Source organism: Novosphingobium sp. ERW19, from assembly GCF_012641315.1.
GTDB lineage: Bacteria > Pseudomonadota > Alphaproteobacteria > Sphingomonadales > Sphingomonadaceae > Novosphingobium.
Map to the genome: position 1 here is coordinate 179,626 of NZ_JABAIC010000002.1, position 17,406 is coordinate 197,031.

At 61.5% G+C, this 17,406-nt stretch carries 15 protein-coding genes and 2 tRNA genes; 5 read left to right on the top strand and 12 right to left on the bottom strand.

Annotated features, from left to right (window positions below; translation table 11 throughout):
* Positions 1 to 84 precede the first annotated feature (84 nt).
* Positions 85 to 3,015: a TonB-dependent receptor gene (locus tag HGI46_RS04230; protein WP_118074003.1), complete on the top strand. Its 2,931-nt coding sequence runs from the start codon at positions 85 to 87 to the stop codon at positions 3,013 to 3,015.
* A gap of 70 nt (positions 3,016 to 3,085) precedes the next feature.
* Here HGI46_RS04230 and HGI46_RS04235 read toward each other — a convergent pair whose 3' ends face one another.
* From HGI46_RS04235 to HGI46_RS04270, 8 genes are all read right to left on the bottom strand, one after another.
* Complete coding sequence (locus HGI46_RS04235; RefSeq protein ID WP_168903239.1) at positions 3,086 to 3,427, bottom strand: antibiotic biosynthesis monooxygenase; 342 nt, start codon at positions 3,425 to 3,427, stop codon at positions 3,086 to 3,088.
* Between the two features lie 91 nt (positions 3,428 to 3,518).
* Positions 3,519 to 3,594: transfer RNA gene (locus HGI46_RS04240), tRNA-Lys, on the bottom strand.
* 46 nt (positions 3,595 to 3,640) lie between these two features.
* Positions 3,641 to 3,716, bottom strand: a tRNA-Lys gene (locus tag HGI46_RS04245).
* 78 nt (positions 3,717 to 3,794) lie between these two features.
* Positions 3,795 to 4,910 (bottom strand): rod shape-determining protein RodA, encoded by a 1,116-nt coding sequence (gene rodA / locus HGI46_RS04250; protein WP_118074001.1) that lies wholly within the window; start codon positions 4,908 to 4,910, stop codon positions 3,795 to 3,797.
* Positions 4,910 to 6,991: a penicillin-binding protein 2 gene (gene mrdA, locus HGI46_RS04255; RefSeq protein WP_168903240.1), complete on the bottom strand. Its 2,082-nt coding sequence runs from the start codon at positions 6,989 to 6,991 to the stop codon at positions 4,910 to 4,912. The genes rodA and mrdA overlap by 1 nt, the downstream gene beginning before the upstream one ends.
* 2 nt (positions 6,992 to 6,993) lie before the next feature.
* A complete protein-coding gene (locus HGI46_RS04260) occupies positions 6,994 to 7,545 on the bottom strand; it encodes a rod shape-determining protein MreD (protein ID WP_346766669.1) in 552 nt (183 codons plus the stop codon).
* Positions 7,545 to 8,477 (bottom strand): rod shape-determining protein MreC, encoded by a 933-nt coding sequence (gene mreC / locus HGI46_RS04265; protein WP_240946581.1) that lies wholly within the window; start codon positions 8,475 to 8,477, stop codon positions 7,545 to 7,547. Before mreC ends, HGI46_RS04260 begins: the two co-directional genes overlap by 1 nt.
* 50 nt (positions 8,478 to 8,527) lie before the next feature.
* Entirely contained in the window at positions 8,528 to 9,574 is a 1,047-nt protein-coding gene (locus HGI46_RS04270; protein WP_039331208.1) for a rod shape-determining protein, read from the bottom strand.
* Positions 9,575 to 9,762: 188 nt separating this feature from the next.
* Here HGI46_RS04270 and mutL point away from each other — a divergent pair, with 188 nt between their 5' ends.
* Entirely contained in the window at positions 9,763 to 11,562 is a 1,800-nt protein-coding gene (gene mutL, locus HGI46_RS04275) for a DNA mismatch repair endonuclease MutL (protein ID WP_168903242.1), read from the top strand.
* Positions 11,562 to 12,062, top strand: coding sequence for a hypothetical protein (locus HGI46_RS04280; RefSeq protein ID WP_168903243.1), 501 nt, complete (start codon positions 11,562 to 11,564; stop codon positions 12,060 to 12,062). Before mutL ends, HGI46_RS04280 begins: the two co-directional genes overlap by 1 nt.
* Here HGI46_RS04280 and HGI46_RS04285 read toward each other — a convergent pair whose 3' ends face one another.
* The 3 genes from HGI46_RS04285 to HGI46_RS04295 form a co-directional block, all read right to left on the bottom strand.
* Positions 12,063 to 12,521, bottom strand: a complete 459-nt coding sequence (locus HGI46_RS04285; RefSeq protein WP_168903244.1) for a MaoC family dehydratase — start codon at positions 12,519 to 12,521, stop codon at positions 12,063 to 12,065. It abuts the gene before it with no gap.
* A 43-nt stretch (positions 12,522 to 12,564) separates the two neighbouring features.
* A complete protein-coding gene (locus HGI46_RS04290) occupies positions 12,565 to 13,368 on the bottom strand; it encodes a DUF1206 domain-containing protein (protein WP_168903245.1) in 804 nt (267 codons plus the stop codon).
* A gap of 62 nt (positions 13,369 to 13,430) precedes the next feature.
* Positions 13,431 to 14,192 carry a glutaredoxin gene (locus HGI46_RS04295; protein WP_168903246.1) on the bottom strand — a complete coding sequence of 254 codons (762 nt, stop codon included), beginning with the start codon at positions 14,190 to 14,192 and terminating at the stop codon, positions 13,431 to 13,433.
* A gap of 44 nt (positions 14,193 to 14,236) precedes the next feature.
* Between HGI46_RS04295 and HGI46_RS04300 the strand changes: the two genes are divergently transcribed.
* Positions 14,237 to 14,632: a MerR family transcriptional regulator gene (locus HGI46_RS04300; RefSeq protein WP_168903247.1), complete on the top strand. Its 396-nt coding sequence runs from the start codon at positions 14,237 to 14,239 to the stop codon at positions 14,630 to 14,632.
* Positions 14,633 to 14,635: 3 nt separating this feature from the next.
* Here HGI46_RS04300 and ychF read toward each other — a convergent pair whose 3' ends face one another.
* On the bottom strand, positions 14,636 to 15,736 hold the full coding sequence (gene ychF / locus HGI46_RS04305; protein ID WP_118073993.1) for a redox-regulated ATPase YchF: 1,101 nt from the start codon (positions 15,734 to 15,736) through the stop codon (positions 14,636 to 14,638).
* A 113-nt stretch (positions 15,737 to 15,849) separates the two neighbouring features.
* Here ychF and HGI46_RS04310 point away from each other — a divergent pair, with 113 nt between their 5' ends.
* Positions 15,850 to 17,355 carry a tetratricopeptide repeat protein gene (locus HGI46_RS04310; protein WP_168903248.1) on the top strand — a complete coding sequence of 502 codons (1,506 nt, stop codon included), beginning with the start codon at positions 15,850 to 15,852 and terminating at the stop codon, positions 17,353 to 17,355.
* The last annotated feature ends 51 nt before the right edge of the window (positions 17,356 to 17,406 follow it).

Consider the following 17,406-nt stretch of genomic DNA (forward strand, 5'->3'; position numbering starts at 1 on the left):
TGACAAAGAATTGCTGAAGTTATGTCCTGTCCACCAGGTCACCCGCGGTTAATGACGGGGGCCGCTGGAGAGAGAGGTCTGACTATGAGGGGCAAGCTTTCCCTGCTTGCGGGCGTGTGTGCCGCAGCCGTCGCAACACCGGTTTTCGCCCAGAATGCACCGCAGTCCGCCGATGAAGGCGTTGGTCTGCAGGAAATCATCGTTACAGCGCAACGCCAGGCCCAGTCGCTGCAGGATGTGCCGATCGCGGTCTCTGCATTCTCGGCCGAAAACCTGACCAAGCAGCAGATTCAGAACTCTTCTGACCTGCAGCTTTCGTTGCCCAACGTCACCTTCACCAAGACGAACTTCACCTCGTCCAGCTTCACGATCCGCGGCATCGGCGATCTTTGCGTCGGCGTCTCGTGCGACTCTGCTACCGGCATCCACCTGAACGATATGCCGATGGTGCAAAGCCGCCTGTTCGAGACCGAGTTCTTCGATCTTGAGCGCATCGAGGTCCTGCGTGGTCCGCAGGGCACTCTGTTCGGTCGCAACGCAACCTCTGGTGTGGTTAACATCATCACCGCCAAACCCGATCTTTCCGGGTTCGGTGCTGCCGGTGAGGCCGACTACGGCAAGTACAATTCTGTCCGCCTGAAGGGCATGGTCAACGTGCCGCTTGGCGAAACGCTCGGCGTTCGCGTGGCCGGCATGTACACGCGCCGCGACGGGTACACCTACAACCTCGGCACCAACAGCCGCATCGACGGGCGCGATATGTACGCGCTGCGCGGTTCGCTCCGGTGGGAGCCGAGCCCAGACACCACGATCGATCTGTCCGCCTACTACTTCCGTGAAAACGACAGCCGCAGCCGCGTCCAGAAGCAGCTCTGTCATCGCGATCCAACGGGCATCCTGGGATGCTTGCCCGACAAGCTTGCCAACGAAACGACGAACGCAGACTCTACCTTGGCAGCGCTGCTGACCTCGCGTGAATTCTTCGGCATCGCAGTTTCACCGACATTCCGCCCACTCGGTCTCGGCAGCATCTACGCTGACGATGGCGACAACTTCTCGGGAGCGGTCAATCCGACCGATGTCCGCACTGTCAATATCGACTACCTGCCGACCTATTTCGCGGAAGAAGAAGTCTACCAGGGCAAGCTGCAGCAGGCTCTTGGCGACAGCCTTACGCTCAATGTTACCGCGGGCTATTCGCGAAACGAAGTTCGCAGCCGTACAGACTACAACCTTGCCGTCGAACGCAGCCTCGTTGGCAATCCAGGTTTGTTCGCCCTTGCTGCCTTTGCGCAGAACCCGGCGCTCGGATTCGCATTCGCACCAATTGCTGCTCGCCTGATCCCCAACGGTCCGACTGGCAAAATTTGCCAGTCCGATATCGATCCCAACAACGTTGGCGTTTACGGTGCGGGGAACAAGGCGATCTGCGCCAACACCTCACTCGACTTCGATGAATCGAGCCAGACCTACAAGCAATATGCTGCCGAAGCCCATATCGACTCCGACTTTGACGGGATGTTCAATTTCCTGATCGGTGCGAACTATCTTCGCGGCATCACCACGAACAACAGTTACTATGTGAACTCCTTCGGTCTGGATTATGCCTCCGGCCTTCTTGGAGCCGCTGCGGCTGCAAGTGGAGCGTTCGGTCCACGGGCCGTTTTCCGCCCGTCGCCGTTCTTCCGCAGCAATACCGACCGCGGCACACTCGACAGCTACGGAATCTTCGGTGAGACGTACTTCCAGTTCAACGACAAGGTGAAGCTGACCCTCGGCCTTCGTTACAACCACGACAAGAAGTTCACGCGCGCTCGCACGACCCTGCTTAGCGACGGACTTTCGAGCGAGTTCGCCGGCGGTAATGCGATCTATGCAGTAGTGGGGGCTGAATCACTCGAGAAGGCTTTGAATTTCGCTACGGCTGACTTTGACAAGGGCACCCCGCTTGTCCAACCGTTCCAGGAGCGTTCCGTCAGCTTCGGACGCTTCACCGGACGCGCCGTGCTTGATTACCAGATCAGTCCGGACAACCTCATCTACCTGTCGTACTCGCGCGGCTACAAGTCAGGTGGTATCAACCCGCCGCTTTCGGTCGGCTCGGTAAATGACTCGTTCAAGCCGGAATCGGTCGACTCCTTCGAAATCGGTTCGAAGAACCGGTTCGGCGCGCTGCAATTGAACCTCTCGGCGTTCTATTATCGCTACAAGGATCTGCAGCTCAGCCGCATCACAGCGCGTACATCGGTCAACGACAACATCGACGCCAACATTTACGGTCTAGAAGCCGAAGCCATCATGGCGCCAACGCGCAACTTGCTGGTCAACGTGTCGGCAAGCTACCTCAAGTCCAAGGTCGTTGGAGATCAGTTCTTCGTTGATACCCGCGATGTCTCGGCCGGCCGTTCCGATACGGTGATTATCAAGGACATCACGCTTGGTTCGAACTGTGCCGTTACCGGGGCTAGTGCAGCTGCCGCGAACGGCTTCGTCAATGCGGTCAACGCTGGCGTCGGTCTACGGCCTACAACACCTATACCGGGCACCAACACCACCGGTGCCTTCTCGATCTGCGGTGCTCTTGCGGGTGCGGCAGCCGGTCCGGCGGGCGCTGCTTTCGGCGGCATCCGCGTCAGCTCGGGCATCGAAAAGAATGTCCGTGGTAATCAGTTGCCGCAGGCGCCTGAGTTCAAGTGGTCGGCCGGTATCCAGTACACGATCGAGATGGGCGATATGTCGATCGTGCCCCGCTTCGACATCAACTACACCGGTGAGAGCTACGGCACGATCTTCAACGGCAACATCAACCGGATCAAGGGCTACGAGGTCATGAACGCCCAGATCCAGCTCAACGGCCGTGACGATCGCTGGTACCTGCGTGGCTACATCCAGAACATCACCAACAACAACGCGACTACCGGTCTCTACGTGACCGACCAGTCTTCCGGTCTGTTCACCAACATCTTCACGCTGGAACCGCGCCGCTACGGTGTGGCTGCCGGTTTCAAGTTCTAAGCTTCGACGTCGAACCAGACGCGAAAACCTTGCGCCGGAACCTTCGGGTTCCGGCGCTTTTTATTGAAAATCAGTCGAACGCCGCCTGCGGGACCCCGCTGCCGTCGTACACCGGCTGTTTCTGGATCACGCGATACTTGTCGACTTCAGCGCCGGTCATCCCCGCTTCCGCAAGGTAGCCCGCCATGGAATGGTAGAGCGGCCCTTCAAGGTGCTCGGCCAGCGCATCGACGCTATCCCACTCCTCGAATACCCAGATACGATCAGGCTTCAGCGGATCGGCGTTCCAGACATAATGGATACATCCGCGCTCTTCGTACGTAGGCAGTATGAACTGCGCGCCGCCACGGACAATCGCTGCCGCATCTCGGCCTTCAAAGTCTATCCATCCCCACAGTGTCACCCGCTCCACGCATGCTCTCCTTGTTCGTGATGACAAGAATCTACGCGTACGCACGCCAAGGCGGAATTGGCGTTTCCAACAGGTTTGGTTGGCTGGGAGGTGGTGGACGCACTAGGGCTCGAACCTAGGACCCGCTGATTAAGAGTCAGCTGCTCTACCAACTGAGCTATGCGTCCGTACCCGGCAAGAAACCGCTTGGTGGCGGCGAGGGGAAGGCGATGGTGGTGGACGCACTAGGGCTCGAACCTAGGACCCGCTGATTAAGAGTCAGCTGCTCTACCAACTGAGCTATGCGTCCATGCCATCAGGCATTCCCGTTCGGGAGCCGCCCCAATAACGATTTTCTCAGCCCTGCCAAGCCCCAAATTTGCGTTTTTCAGGACAGGCTTCGCGGACCCGACCGGCTCCAGCGTTCAACCGCCATGATCGATCCTATGCAGATCATGTTTGTCATCATGGACGACCCGCCATGGCTCATCCAGGGCAGCGGAATTCCGACCACCGGTGCCAGGCCCATGACCATCATCAGATTGATGCACATGTAGAAGAAGATCGTCATCGTCATGCCGGCAGCGAGCAGGCGCGAGAAGCGATCCGGCGCCCTGTTGGCAACCTTCAAGCCCCAGCGGAAAATCAGGCCAAACACGATGAGCACGAACAGGCCGCCCAGCATGCCCCACTCTTCCGCCATCGTCGCAAAGACGAAATCTGTGTGCGCTTCCGGCAGATAGTTCAGGTGGCTCTGCGATCCGTTGCCAAATCCCTTGCCGAAGATCCCGCCCGAACCAATCGCGATCTTCGACTGCGTGATGTGATATCCCGTGCCAAGCGGGTCACTTTCCGGATCAAGGAATACCAGCACGCGGTTGCGTTGATAATCGTGCAGCAGGAAAAAGAAGGCGATTGGCGCGGCAACAAGACCGGCCGCACCTGCGCCAAGGAACCAGCGCAACGGCAGGCCAGCCAGAAACATCACGATCACTGCGCCGAAACTGATCGCCAGGCCGGTACCAAGATCGGGCTGCAGCATGACAAGGCCTGCCGGGACAGCAAGCAGGATCACTGCGGGCAGGAGTCCCCGCCAGCCTTGGGTTTCGCCGATGGGCAGAACGGAATAGAACCACGCCAGAACCAGCACGATGCCGGGCTTCATCAGTTCCGAGGGTTGCAACGTCATGAAGCCAAGGTTCAGCCAGCGCTGGCTGCCACCGCCGACGCCGCCGATCAGTTCGACGAGAACCAGCAGCAGGCATAGGACCACGTAGACCGGCATGGCCATGCGCCTGAACAATTCCTGTGGCAGACGGGCGATGACCATCGCCATGATGAGGAAGACTGCAAAGCGCAGCAAGTGCGACATCGACCAGATTTCGAAGCGCCCTCCCGCTGCCGAATCCAGCACCGCCGCACCGAAGGTGACCAGAGCAATCAGGGGAAGCAGGACGCCCCATGGTTGCCTGGCAATCGCCGCCGGTACGTAAGCGCGAGGCATCACTGTCCCCCTGTCGTTACAGGGGGCGCAGCGGTCGGCGCTGCCGGTTGCATGACAATCATGGGCGCGGGCTGTTCAGGCTCCGGCCGGGGCGCCGCAGCGTCAGTCTGTGCCGTTGCGGGCTCTTCGGTTGTCTTGCGGCCATCCTCTACCCGTTCGGTCAAGGCCTCGTCGTCCGGGACGGTCTTCGGCGCGGTCTCACCATACTTGGCGGCAAACGCGTTGTATCGTGAAGCCATGCGCTGTTGCACGTTGCCACCCCACTGCTTCTCGAATTCCTCGAGCACGGCCATCGCCTTGTCCGGGGCGAAGATGTACGTCATCACGTCTCGTGCGATGGGATAGGCAGCCGCCGAACCGCCGCCGTGTTCGATCACCACTGCGCAGGCGTATTTCGGCTTGTCGAACGGTGCGAAGCAAATGAAGTGCCCATGGTCGCGGTACTTCCATGCCCCGCTCTTCCCATTGGCGATGTTGAGACCGACGACCTGCGCTGTGCCGGTCTTGCCGGCAAGGAGCACATCGTCAACCGGCAGCCGTGCTCTGCCAGCCGTGCCACGGCCGTTGACTACTTCGCTCATGGCAGCGTGGATGTAATCGAGGTGCTCCTGCGAGAAACCCATTGACTTCACAGGTGGCGCATTACGATCCAGCAACAGCCGCGGCATGACCTCACGCCCTGATGCAATGCGCGAAGCCATGACGGCCTGCTGAAGCGGATTGACTAGCATATACCCTTGGCCGATCGTCGCGTTCACAGTGTCGTAGAGGGCCCATTCCTTCTTGTATTTGCGAAGCTTCCACGCGGGATCGGGAACCGTACCATAGGATTGGCCGGGGTAGGGCATCGGGAATTCCTGCCCAAGTCCCAGCCTGCGTGCCATCGTGGCGATCTTGTCCATCCCGATCTGTTGAGCGAAATGGTAGAAGTACACGTCGCAGGACTGGTAGATACCCTTGGCCATGTCGACCGTGCCGTGGCCGCGCCGGTTCCAGCAGTGGAACACGCGATTGCCGACGCGAAGGCCGCCACCGCACCCAACGCTCGCATTGGGATCCAGCCCGGCTTCGAGGAACGAGAGTGCCACCATCGGCTTGACGGTCGATCCCGGCGGGTACAGTCCGCGGAGCACCTTGTTGCGCAGCGGCACGTGGTCATCCTCGGACAGCATCTTCCATTCGACACGGCCGATGCCGTCAGAGAAGCTGTTGGGATCGAAGCTTGGCATCGATGCCATGGCAAGAATGTCGCCAGTCTCGCAATCCATGACCACGACCGATCCGGACTCCAGGCCGATGCGCCGGGCTGCGTAGTCCTGAAGGCCCGCGTTGATCGTCAGGGCTATCGGCTTGCCGGGCACATCTTCTCGCGTGCCGAGATCGCGTACGATGCGTCCTGACGCGGTCGCTTCGACACGACGGGCTCCGGGGACACCGCGCAGCCTTGCCTCGAAGTGCTTTTCCAGACCGTCCTTGCCGATCTTGAAGCCCGGAGTGATCAGGAGCGGATTGCGCTCCTTTTCGTAATCCTCTGCCGATGCGGCGCCCACATAGCCTACTAGGTGTCCTACCGAAGCGCCGGCGGGGTAATACCGGGAGTAGCCTCTCTGCGGGATGACGCCGGGCAGTTCCGGCAGACGGACCGAAACCGCTGCGAACTTGTCCCAATCAAGACTGGAGGCGACTTCGACGGGCTGGAACCCCCGCGCCTTGTCAAGCTTGTCGCGGATATCGCGCACCTTGTCAGGCGGGAGAGACAGCAAGCCGGCCAAGGTGGCCATTGTCTTGTCCGGATCGTCCACGCGGTCAGGAATGAGATCGACGCGAAAATCCGCGCGGTTGGCGGCAAGGGCCTTGCCGAACCGATCCAGCACCCAACCCCGGCGTGGTGGGATGAGCGTGAGGTTCACGCGGTTGCTCTCGGATGCCGCCTGATACTTCTCGTTCTGCGCCACGGCCAGATAGCCCAGCCGCGTCGCCAACAGCAGGCCCACACCGCCTTGCAGCGCACCCAGCACGAAGCTTCTTCTCTCGAACCGGTTTGCCAGGATCGCCGAGGTGACCGGCAGCTTTTGCCGCATGGTCAGATCCTCTTCAGCGGAAGCAGGCGGATGCGGTCTAGCAACGCCACCAGTCGCGTAATGACCGGATATAGCACCACCGAAATCAGCAACTGAGGCACGATCACTGTCGGCAGAGGATAAGCGACTGCAAGGCCTGCCAACGTGGATGTCAGGAACAGATATGCGGCGATCAACGCGCTCGCGGCAAGCCAGTCCTGCACAAAGCCACGCCACAGGAACTTTTCGTCAATCAGTTCCATGACGAGCATCGTCGCAGACCACAGAACGATGCCCGATCCGAACGGCATGCCCGAGTAGAGATCATCGAACAGTCCAAGCGGCAGGCCGGCCCACAGTGGCAGCATGCCGGGGCGCATCATGCGCCAGGCAAGCAGCATCATGTAGGCGAATGGCGGCATTACCGGCGCTGAGGCTATAACTGGCGAAAAACTCGCCATCGAAGCCAGCATGATCGTGGCCCATGGAAGCCCGATTGCGAGGACCGGCCAAGGCTCGCGATTGATCCGCTTGCGCGCGATCTCTTCGGGCGTTCCGCGCAGCGGGCCGAGCACTATGGCTCCCCTGCGGCGCTCTTGGCGCCACGTTCCTCGATTGCTTCCATCTCTGCACGAGCAGCCGCGCTGTAGGCGGGCTCGACAATGACGAATTCGTTGTCCGCGGGATCTGCGGCAAGGTGCCCGATAGCGCCGTCGCGATGCGGCTCTGTTGCCACCGCCACCGGGATGCCGGGCGGATAAAGGCCGCCGGATCCCGACGTCACGAATACATCGCCAGCCTTGACCGGATTGATGCCCTGATTGATCAGGCGGATGTCTATCCGGCCGTTGGAGGCCCCCTGGACAAAGGCGGTCAACCCATCGCGGGCCCTCTTTACGGGAACGACGTTTTCGGGATCGGTGACGAGCAGAACGCGGGCCGTGCCCGGACCAGCTTCCACCACGCGGCCGATCAGGCCTGACGCCGCCCGTACCGGAAGCCCTGGGCGCACACCACTCGATGTTCCGGCATCGATGATGGCATAGCGCCGCGTGCTCGCCGCGGTCGATCCGATCAGCCGCACAGTCGCGACGGGTTTGCGTTGCGGATCGACGATACCAAGCAGTGACTTGAGCCTGCGGTTCTCATTCTGCAGCGATTGCATCGAAACCGCGTTGGCTCGTGCTTCCTCCACCTCCCGGCGCAGCTCGGCATTTTGGCGACCCGCATTGAAGTAGGCTCCAATCGCAGCGAACACGCCCTGACCGGTTGTGCGCCCGGTCGCGCCGGCCCTACCGACTGGCCGGGCGACTTCGGCAGCCGCGCTTCGTGCAAAGGAGAATGCATCCGGATTTACGAGCGAAGTGACTAGCACGGCAACACCCGCCACGACGCCAAGAATGGCGACAACGTAGCCGGTGAAGATTCCGTACTGCGCCCTGCGCGAATAGCCCGGGCGCCGGTCCTGCGACCGCGCCATCCGTTCAACCCCTTCAATCCGGCGCATGGAACCGCGCCGCGATGCAACCCGTGTGTGTCAGCAATACCTGAATTGCCTCAGGCGGTCATCAGCACGCCGCGGTAGATCTGGTCTTCCATGGCGCGCCCGGTGCCGAGCGCGACGCACGACAGCGGATCTTCAGCGACGCTGACAGGCAGGCCGGTTTCCTCGCGCAGATGCTCATCGAGACCGCGGATCAGTGCACCGCCACCAGTGAGCACAATGCCTTGGTCGACAATGTCGGCAGCAAGTTCAGGCGCCGTGTTTTCGAGTGCGATGCGCACGCCTTCGACGATCGCGCCGATCGGTTCGGACAGCGCTTCGGCGATATTCGCCTGCGTTATCGTGATCTCCTTCGGCACGCCATTTACCAGATCTCGACCCTTGATGTGGATCGTCTCGCCGATTCCATCGGCCGGGGCCGTGGCGATGCCGTAGTCCTTCTTGATGCGCTCCGCCGTGGCTTCACCGATCAGCAAGTTGTGATGACGGCGGACGTAGGACACGATCGCTTCGTCCATCTTGTCGCCGCCCACGCGTACCGACGTCGTATAGGCAAGGCCACGCAACGAAAGTACGGCAACCTCGGTGGTTCCACCGCCGATGTCGACAACCATCGAGCCGACTGGCTCGGTCACGGGCATGTCCGCGCCGATCGCCGCCGCCATTGGTTCAAGGATAAGGTAGACCTGGCTCGCACCGGCATTGCTGGCCGCGTCACGAATGGCGCGGCGTTCCACGCTGGTGGAACCCGATGGCACGCAGATCACGATTTCGGGGTAGCGCAGGAGGCTCTTGGATCCGTGCACCTTGCGGATGAAGTGCTTGATCATTTCCTCGGCGACTTCGATGTCGGCGATCACGCCGTCCCGAAGCGGGCGGATGGCTTCGATGTTGTCGGGTGTCTTGCCCATCATCATCTTGGCGTCGTCGCCCACGGCCTTGACCCGCTTGATCCCGTTGATCGTCTCGATGGCGACGACTGAAGGTTCGTTCAGCACGATGCCGCGATCCTGCACGTAAACCAGTGTGTTGGCCGTGCCGAGGTCGATCGCGATGTTCTGGGAACCGAACTTGAAGAATCGGGAAAAGATCGAAGCCATCTAAGAATCCGTGATAATCTGCGGTTTGGCGCACGGGCACGCGCCAGACCCCTCCAGAAAGTGCGCCCGGGAAGGCGGCTTCCTAGCAGGCGGTTGTCGCAAAGCCCATGGGTTTGTGCGGGATTGGACGGATAACTTCACCGCTTGTCTCGAAATAAATCGGCTTCGGCGCTAGTTGTGACAGGACCATGCGAGTCATCCGCCGCCTTCCCGAAACGCTCATCAACCGCATTGCTGCCGGAGAGGTGGTCGAGCGCCCCGCAAGCGCGCTCAAGGAGCTGGTTGAAAACGCCATCGACGCAGGCGCAAGCCATCTCCACGTGCGCTTGTCCGAAGGCGGATTGGCCTTGATCGAGGTGTCCGACGACGGGTGCGGCATGCGCCCCGACGAGATCGAGCTGGCACTCGAACGCCATGCCACGTCCAAGCTTCCGGACGAGGCGATCGAGATGGTCGAAACCCTCGGGTTTCGAGGAGAAGCCTTGCCGTCGATCGCCTCGGTCGCCCGCGTCACCATCGAATCCCGGCCGCAAGGCTGCGCCGAGGGCTGGAAGCGCGTGGTCGACAATGGCACGCTCGTGGCAGAAGGACCCGCGGCGCTTCCCCCGGGTACCCGAGTGCGCGTGGAGCAACTGTTCGAGAAGATTCCTGCCCGCCGCAAGTTCCTGCGCAGCCCGCGTTCGGAATGGGCGGCCGCGTCCGACGTTGTTCGTCGCCTCGCCATGGCCCGGCCCGATCTCGGCTTCACGCTCGAACACGATGGGCGCCGGGCGCTGCATGTGCAGGCCGGAGACACGCTCGAAGCGCGCGTCGCTCAACTTGTTGCCCGAGAGTTGTCCGGTAATTCCGTCGAGGTAGACTTGTACCGGGGCGACTACCACCTCACTGGCATTGCCGGGTTGCCGACCTACAATCGCGGTGTTGCCGATCACCAGTACCTGTTCGTCAATGGTCGCCCGGTGAAGGATCGCCTGCTGATCGGTGCGGTGCGCGGAGCCTATGCCGACATGCTCGCACGCGATCGCCACGCGGTGCTCGCACTGTTCCTGCAGGTCCCGGCGACCGAAGTCGACGTCAATGTCCATCCCGCCAAGTCCGAAGTCCGCTTCCGCGATCCGACGCTGGTTCGTGGTATGGTGGTTTCAGGCCTGCGTCATGCCTTGTCCACTGGCGACCAGCGTAGTGCACAAGCCCCTGCGGCGAGCGCGATGGCGGCATGGCAGGCGGAGCCGATCGTGCCGTCACCATCACCTGGCTCCCAGGCAAGCATGTTCTCGCAACAATGGCATCCCGAGCCGCGCGTGAGCGAGGCTGGGCAAGCGTGGCGTGGCTACGAGCAATCCGTTCTCGCGCCGCCACAGGCGCGAGCCGAAGTCGCCATCGAGCCGGTTACCGAATCCGCGCAGCACCCCCTTGGCGTTGCCCGGGGACAGATCTCCAACACTTATATCGTCGCAGAGGCGGAAGACGGTCTTGTAATTGTGGACCAGCACGCGGCGCATGAACGTCTCGTGCTCGAACGGCTGCGCGCGGCCGGGGCGGGGCAGGGCACCGCGCCTGCCCAAGCGTTGTTGATCCCGGAAGTTGTGGAACTCGAAGAAGTCGCGTGCGACAGGCTGGAAGAAGCTGCTCCCAAGCTTGCCGAGTTCGGTCTCGCGCTGGAGCGCTTCGGGCCGAACGCCATGCTGGTCCGCGCGGTGCCTGCGGCTCTGGCAAAGGGCGATCCGGCAAAGCTTGTTGCCGACGTCGCCGACGATCTCGCGCATCATGGCGATGCACTGCTCCTGGGCGAAAAACTCGATCTCGTATTGGCGACGATGGCCTGTCATGGATCGGTGCGGGCAGGGCGGACACTGTCAGTCGCCGAGATGAATGCACTGTTGCGCGAAATGGAAGTGACACCCCGTTCGGGGCAGTGCAACCATGGCCGCCCCACTTGGGTCAAGCTGGCCCATGCTGACATCGAAAAACTGTTCGGGAGAAAGTGATGCTGCACGCTCGGGGACGGATTGTCGCGCTGTTCGCCATGGCTCTTTCGCTCGGGTCCTGTGCGGACGACGCGCCGACTGACGCAGAGGCGATTGCTGCAGTGGAAGCCGCGCAGGACGGCAAGCCACCGGTCAAGCCATTGGCACTGCAGCCCATCCTCTACCCCGATATCAGTCAGAACAAGCTTCACGGCACTGGCTGTGCCTTCGTTGCCGAAGGCGGCGGCCTCGGCGCTGTCCTGCTGGCGCAAGATAAGCGCGGCGTTATCAAGTACGGCGATCACATCCAGGTTCTTGCGCCTGATACAGGTTCCGCAAAAATGCCGAAAGGCAGCTTTTCGCGGTATACGGGCAAGGAAAATGCGGTGACGCTAACTACTGACGGCCCAGTCAAACCCGTAGGCACGACCGAACAGTTCAAGGGCAAGATGATCGTGACCGACGCTTTCGAACGCCCTGTCTTCGAAGCGAGCGGCGACGTTCAATGCAAGGCGATCTGATCAGGTAGCTGCGTTCTGGTCCCGCACCCGGATGAGGCCGATGGACTTCATCGTCATCACGACCAAGCCATCCTGATTATACACCCTGACGTTCGAGCGGAAGCTCCCCATTTCCGGACGCGACGAGCTGCGCTTCTTGTCGACAATCTCGGTTTCGACGCTGAGCGTATCGCCGGGATAGACCGGCTTGAGCCAGCGGATCTCGTCGAGGCCCGGCGAGCCAAGCCCCGCCTGCTTGCGCTCCTTCAGGTTCTCCACCAGCATCGCCATCGTCATGGCGCAAGTATGCCAGCCGCTGGCCGAAAGCCGCCCGAAATGGGTCTGGGCCGCGGCTTCGTCGTCAAGGTGGAACGGCTGGGGATCGTACTTCGATGCGAAGTCGATCACTTCCTCGCGGTTGACGGCATAGCTTCCGAACCGCTGGACTGCGCCGGGTTCGATATCCTCGAAATATATCATTTCGGCAGGCTTGCCGCTTGGACGCACAAAGTCAATCGCGCGCTTAAATCGTGATCGTCCGCAGACCCTTGGCAGGCGGGGTAGGGTCCGGAATGATCCGGTATCGCGCGGTGATGATGCTGAAGATGCCGAAGAGCAGAAGTCCTGCTGCCACGAACTGGAAGCCAGTCTCCATGTCTCGCAGATTGTTGATGGCTTTGCCCAGCGAGACGACTTCTTGGCTCTCGCCGAACCACGCGGTGCGCAGCAGTGACCACCCGATGAGGGCCATAACCACAGCTCGCGCAGCATGCCCGGCACGGCCGATCCAGCATGTGAAGCTGGGCGCGTGCGAGGAAATGTGGCGCATAAAACCCGCCGTCACGGCGCTGCGTGCCTGGAATATTGCTGCAATCAGGATACCCACGCCGATAACGCCCAAAAGAGTGCTGCCGAAGGGGAAATCAAGCACGCCACCAGCCATCTGTGCGGACGAATCTTCACCTGCACCACGTGCGCCGCTGGCGATCCGTGCGGCTGTCCAGGCAAGACCGAGATGGATCACAGCGCTGGCGAGATAGCCCACCCTCAATGCACGCCCCTTCCAGGAAGTGCCCTTGCGCTCGATATCGAAGAGCGCCGCAGAAAGCCGATACATCGCGTAACCTACCAGGCCTGCTGCTGCGACATACAGGACAACGGGGCCTCCCGGGATCGCGTTCAGCACCCAAAAGATATCGCCGGCGCCATCATCGATGTCAGACTTTTCCGCTGTCAGCGCGAGATATCCCAACAGGACGTAGACGAGGCCGCGTGCGGCAAATCCCACTCGCGCCAGCCACACCACTTTCTCCGACTTGTCGACCACCAGCGCGTTCCTTTTTCCTGTTCGGGCATGGAACGCGCCGGAGGCCAACCGGTGCCGGGCAGTCAGCTCATCGTCGGCATGAACAGCATCCACAAAGCCATGCCAACCATCACCACATTTTCGGTGAGCGAAACAAACCCCAGCGGAACGCGCCCCGACCCGCCTACGCAGGCACACTTGAGCTCGCGCCGCTGGACATAGACTGCGTAGAAGACCGAGATGCCGCCGATGGTACCGATGAACAGGGCAATCGGAATGGACAGCCAGGGCAGCGCCCGCGCTGCCATCAGAACGCCGGCAAGCGCTTCCCCAAATGGATAGAGATAGGCGTAAGGAACCCATCGCCGCGCCAGCAAGTCGTAGCCCAGGAACATCGTCGCAAACCGGTCGACGTCCTGTAGTTTGAGCATCGCGAGAAGGGCCATGGCGAAGGCGATGAACCATTCAATTGCCCTTTGCGTGAAGGGCGTGCCGAACATGGCATGACTGACGGCAAGAGCCAGGGCCCCAGCGATCGCGAAAACGGCCAGGACGGGAACGTAACTCGTCGCATCAGGATCGGCCACTTTCAGGCCAAGGAAGCGCCGCGTGTCGTCGTGCCCGCCAATGCGTTGTCCGTTGATGAACACTTGCGGAGTAGTCTTGACGTCATGTGCCTGCTTGAAGGCATCGGTTTCTTCTCGTGTCCGCAGCCAGTGGTCTTCCACCTCATAACCTTGGCGCTCGAGCAGGTGCTTCACCTTCACGCCATAGGGGCAGATGTGTTTGGGCATGACCATGCGATAGAGCACGGCGGTTCGATTCGGGGTCTGGGCGTTTGTCATGCAAGGACCTATAACCTGCGTACCATGGTACGGAGTCAAGCGATATGGCGATGACGATTTCCGAGCTCGCCAGAAGCGCCGCCGTCGGCGTCGAGACGGTACGCTTCTATCAACGCAAAGGCTTGCTGGACGATCCCCGGCCAACCCGCAGCGGCAGGGAAGGCCACAGGCATTACGGCGAGGACGATCTGCGGCGCCTCCGCTTTGTGCGCAGCGCCCAAGGCGCCGGCTTCACGCTGTCGGAGATCGCCGAATTGCTCGCTCTCGATGCCGGACACGACCGACCGCGCGCGCGACAGATGGCAAAAGCTCGTCTCGAGGCGATCGAGCATGAGATCGCGCGGCTGGAGGCAGCGCGACAATCGCTTCGCAAGCTTGCCCGCGAATGTGCGAAAGGCGACGCCGGCCCTTGTCCGATCATCGCCGCCTTCGAAAATTGAGGCTTAGACGTTGAATTTGAAGTGGAGGACGTCACCGTCCTTCACCACGTATTCCTTGCCTTCCTGCCGCAGCTTGCCTGCGTCGCGCGCCGCACTTTCGCCCCCGAGGCTTACGAAATCGTCATAGGCGATGGTCTCGGCGCGGATGAAACCGCGCTGCATGTCGGAGTGAATTTCGCCCGCCGCTTCAGGAGCCTTGGCGCCGAGATGCACGGTCCAAGCGCGCGCCTCCTTGGGGCCGACGGTGAAGAAGGTGATCAGGTGCAGCAACTCATACCCGGCGCGGATCACGCGGGCGAGGCCGGTTTCGTGCAGGCCCATTTCCTCGAGAAACACCGACCGCTCTTCCGGATCCATTCCGACAAGTTCGGACTCGATCGCGGCCGAAACGATCACCGCATTGGCGCCCTCGGCCTTTGCCTTCTCGAACACCCGGGCGGAGAAGGCGTTGCCCTCCGCTGCGCTCTCTTCCTCGACATTGCAGACATAAAGCACGGGCTTGGCGGTCAGCAGCTGGGCCTGCTTGAACACGCGGGCTTCCTCGTCATCCTTCGGCTGGGTCAGCCGGGCAGGCTTGCCTTCGCGCAGCAGTTCGAGCGCTTGACCCAGGACCGAGGCAATGACCTTCGATTCCTTGTCGCCCGCCTTGGCCTTCTTCTCGGCAGCTGGCACGCGCTTCTCAAGGCTCTCGAGGTCCGAAAGCATCAGCTCCGTCTCGACCGTTTCAGCGTCCGAGATCGGGTCGACCTTGTTGTCGACATGCTGGATGTCATCGTTCTCGAAACAGCGCAGCACGTGAACGATGGCGTCCACTTCACGAATGTTGCCGAGGAACTGGTTGCCAAGGCCTTCACCCTTTGACGCGCCACGCACGAGGCCGGCAATATCCACAAAGCCCAGTTGCGTCGGAATGATCTTCTGGCTGCCCGCAATCTTGGCGAGAGTGTCAAGACGCGGGTCGGGGACGCCCACGTTGCCGACGTTCGGCTCGATCGTGCAGAACGGATAATTCGCCGCCTGCGCCGCCTGCGTTTCGGTCAGTGCGTTGAACAGCGTCGACTTGCCGACGTTGGGAAGGCCGACGATCCCGCAACGAAAACCCATCTTCAAACTCCTTGGCTGGCCGCGCCTTTAGCGGGGCGCGGCGGATTTGGAAACCTTCACGGAAATTTCAGGGATTGAGCGCAGTAAGCGCTTCAAGCGTGGAGAGATTTGCGATGAAGAAGCTGGCGTTCCTGACCTTGCCGCTGCTGCTGGCAGCCTGCACCGACAGTCCGCAGGAGCGAGCCGATCGCGCGCGCAAATCTTTCCAGGCCCATGACTATCGCGCCGCGCAGGTCGATCTGGCGGCTGCACTCGAAGCAAATCCACAGGATCCTGCGCTCCTTGAACTTCATGCCCGCAATGCCCTTGCCATGGGCGATGGCATTGCCGCTGGCGCTTCGTTGGGGAAACTCCCCGAGAGCCGGCGCCCCGCTGATTTTGCGCTGCTTACGGCCGAGGCGATGCTGCTGCGCGGTCTTCCGGATGAGGCAATGGCGGCTTTGGGTACGGACACTTCGGCTGCCGCTAACCGCATTCGCGCTCTTGCCCTGCTGGGTAAGGACGACCGGGAGGGGGCTGCGAAAGCCTTTGCAGCGGGGGCTGCGGGCAAGGCCGATGCGCGCCTGCTGGCAGATTATGCGCGCTTCAGCCTGATGGGCGGAGATATCAAGCAGGCTCGCTCATTGGTGGATCGCGCGAAGGCGGCGGACGGCGCGATGATCGATGTTCTTCTGGCAGAGGCTGAGGTGGCAACGGCCGAAGGCAGGCTGGCTGAAGCGCTGGCGGCCTACGACACGGCAACCAAGGCTTACCCGGGCAATCTTGCCGCTCTTGCTGGCAAGGCCGCAGTCCTCGGCGATCTCGGGCGTGCGAAGGAAATGGACGAGGTCCTGAAGTCGCTGGCAGAAGTGAAAGGCGGGGGGCAGGTCGCCTACCTTCAGGCGCGTGCCGCCGCATCGCGCGGTGATTGGGGCGCCGTCCGAAGCATTCTCCAGGCAAATGAAAGCCAATTGGCCGACAAGGAAGAAGCGACAGTGCTTTACGCACAAGCACTCGTAGCCTTGAAGCAGCCCGAGCAGGCGCGGGCCAAGTTGCAGCCTTTGCTCACCCGCAATCCCGGCAGTGCAACACTCCGTCGTGAACTCGCCAAGGCGCAACTGGCTGCTGGCGACGCTCGTGGCGCGGTTGAGACGATGCGCCCCTTCGCCGAAATCCAGACAGCCGACGCCGAAGATCTGCGTCTTCTGGCGAAAGCTGCAGAGGCTTCGGGTGACCCGGCAGCGGCCAGGCTGGCGGAAAAGGCGAAGTTTCCGTCAGCACAGGCGCTGGCGGCAACGCTGGCTCAGGCCGACACGGCAATGAAGCAGTCCAACTGGGGCAATGCCATTGCCGCCTACGAGCGTCTGCTTGCCGTGACGGATGGGAAGAACCCGCTGATCCTCAACAATATGGCCTATGCCCAGGGGATGGTCGGCAACAAGGCCAAGGCGATAGAGTTTGCCGAGCGTGCCTACAAGGCCGCGCCGACGAGTGCATCGGTCCTCGATACGCTGGGCTGGCTTCTGGTCGAGAGCGGCAAGGACCGTTCTCGCGGGCTGACCCTTCTGCGCGAAGCCGCCGCCAAGGCTCCAGACAATGCCACCATTGCAGGGCATTTGCGCAGCGCCGAGAAGGGCTGAACGCAAACGAAAAGGGAGCCCGCGTCTGCAGGCTCCCTTCCGCGAATTTCC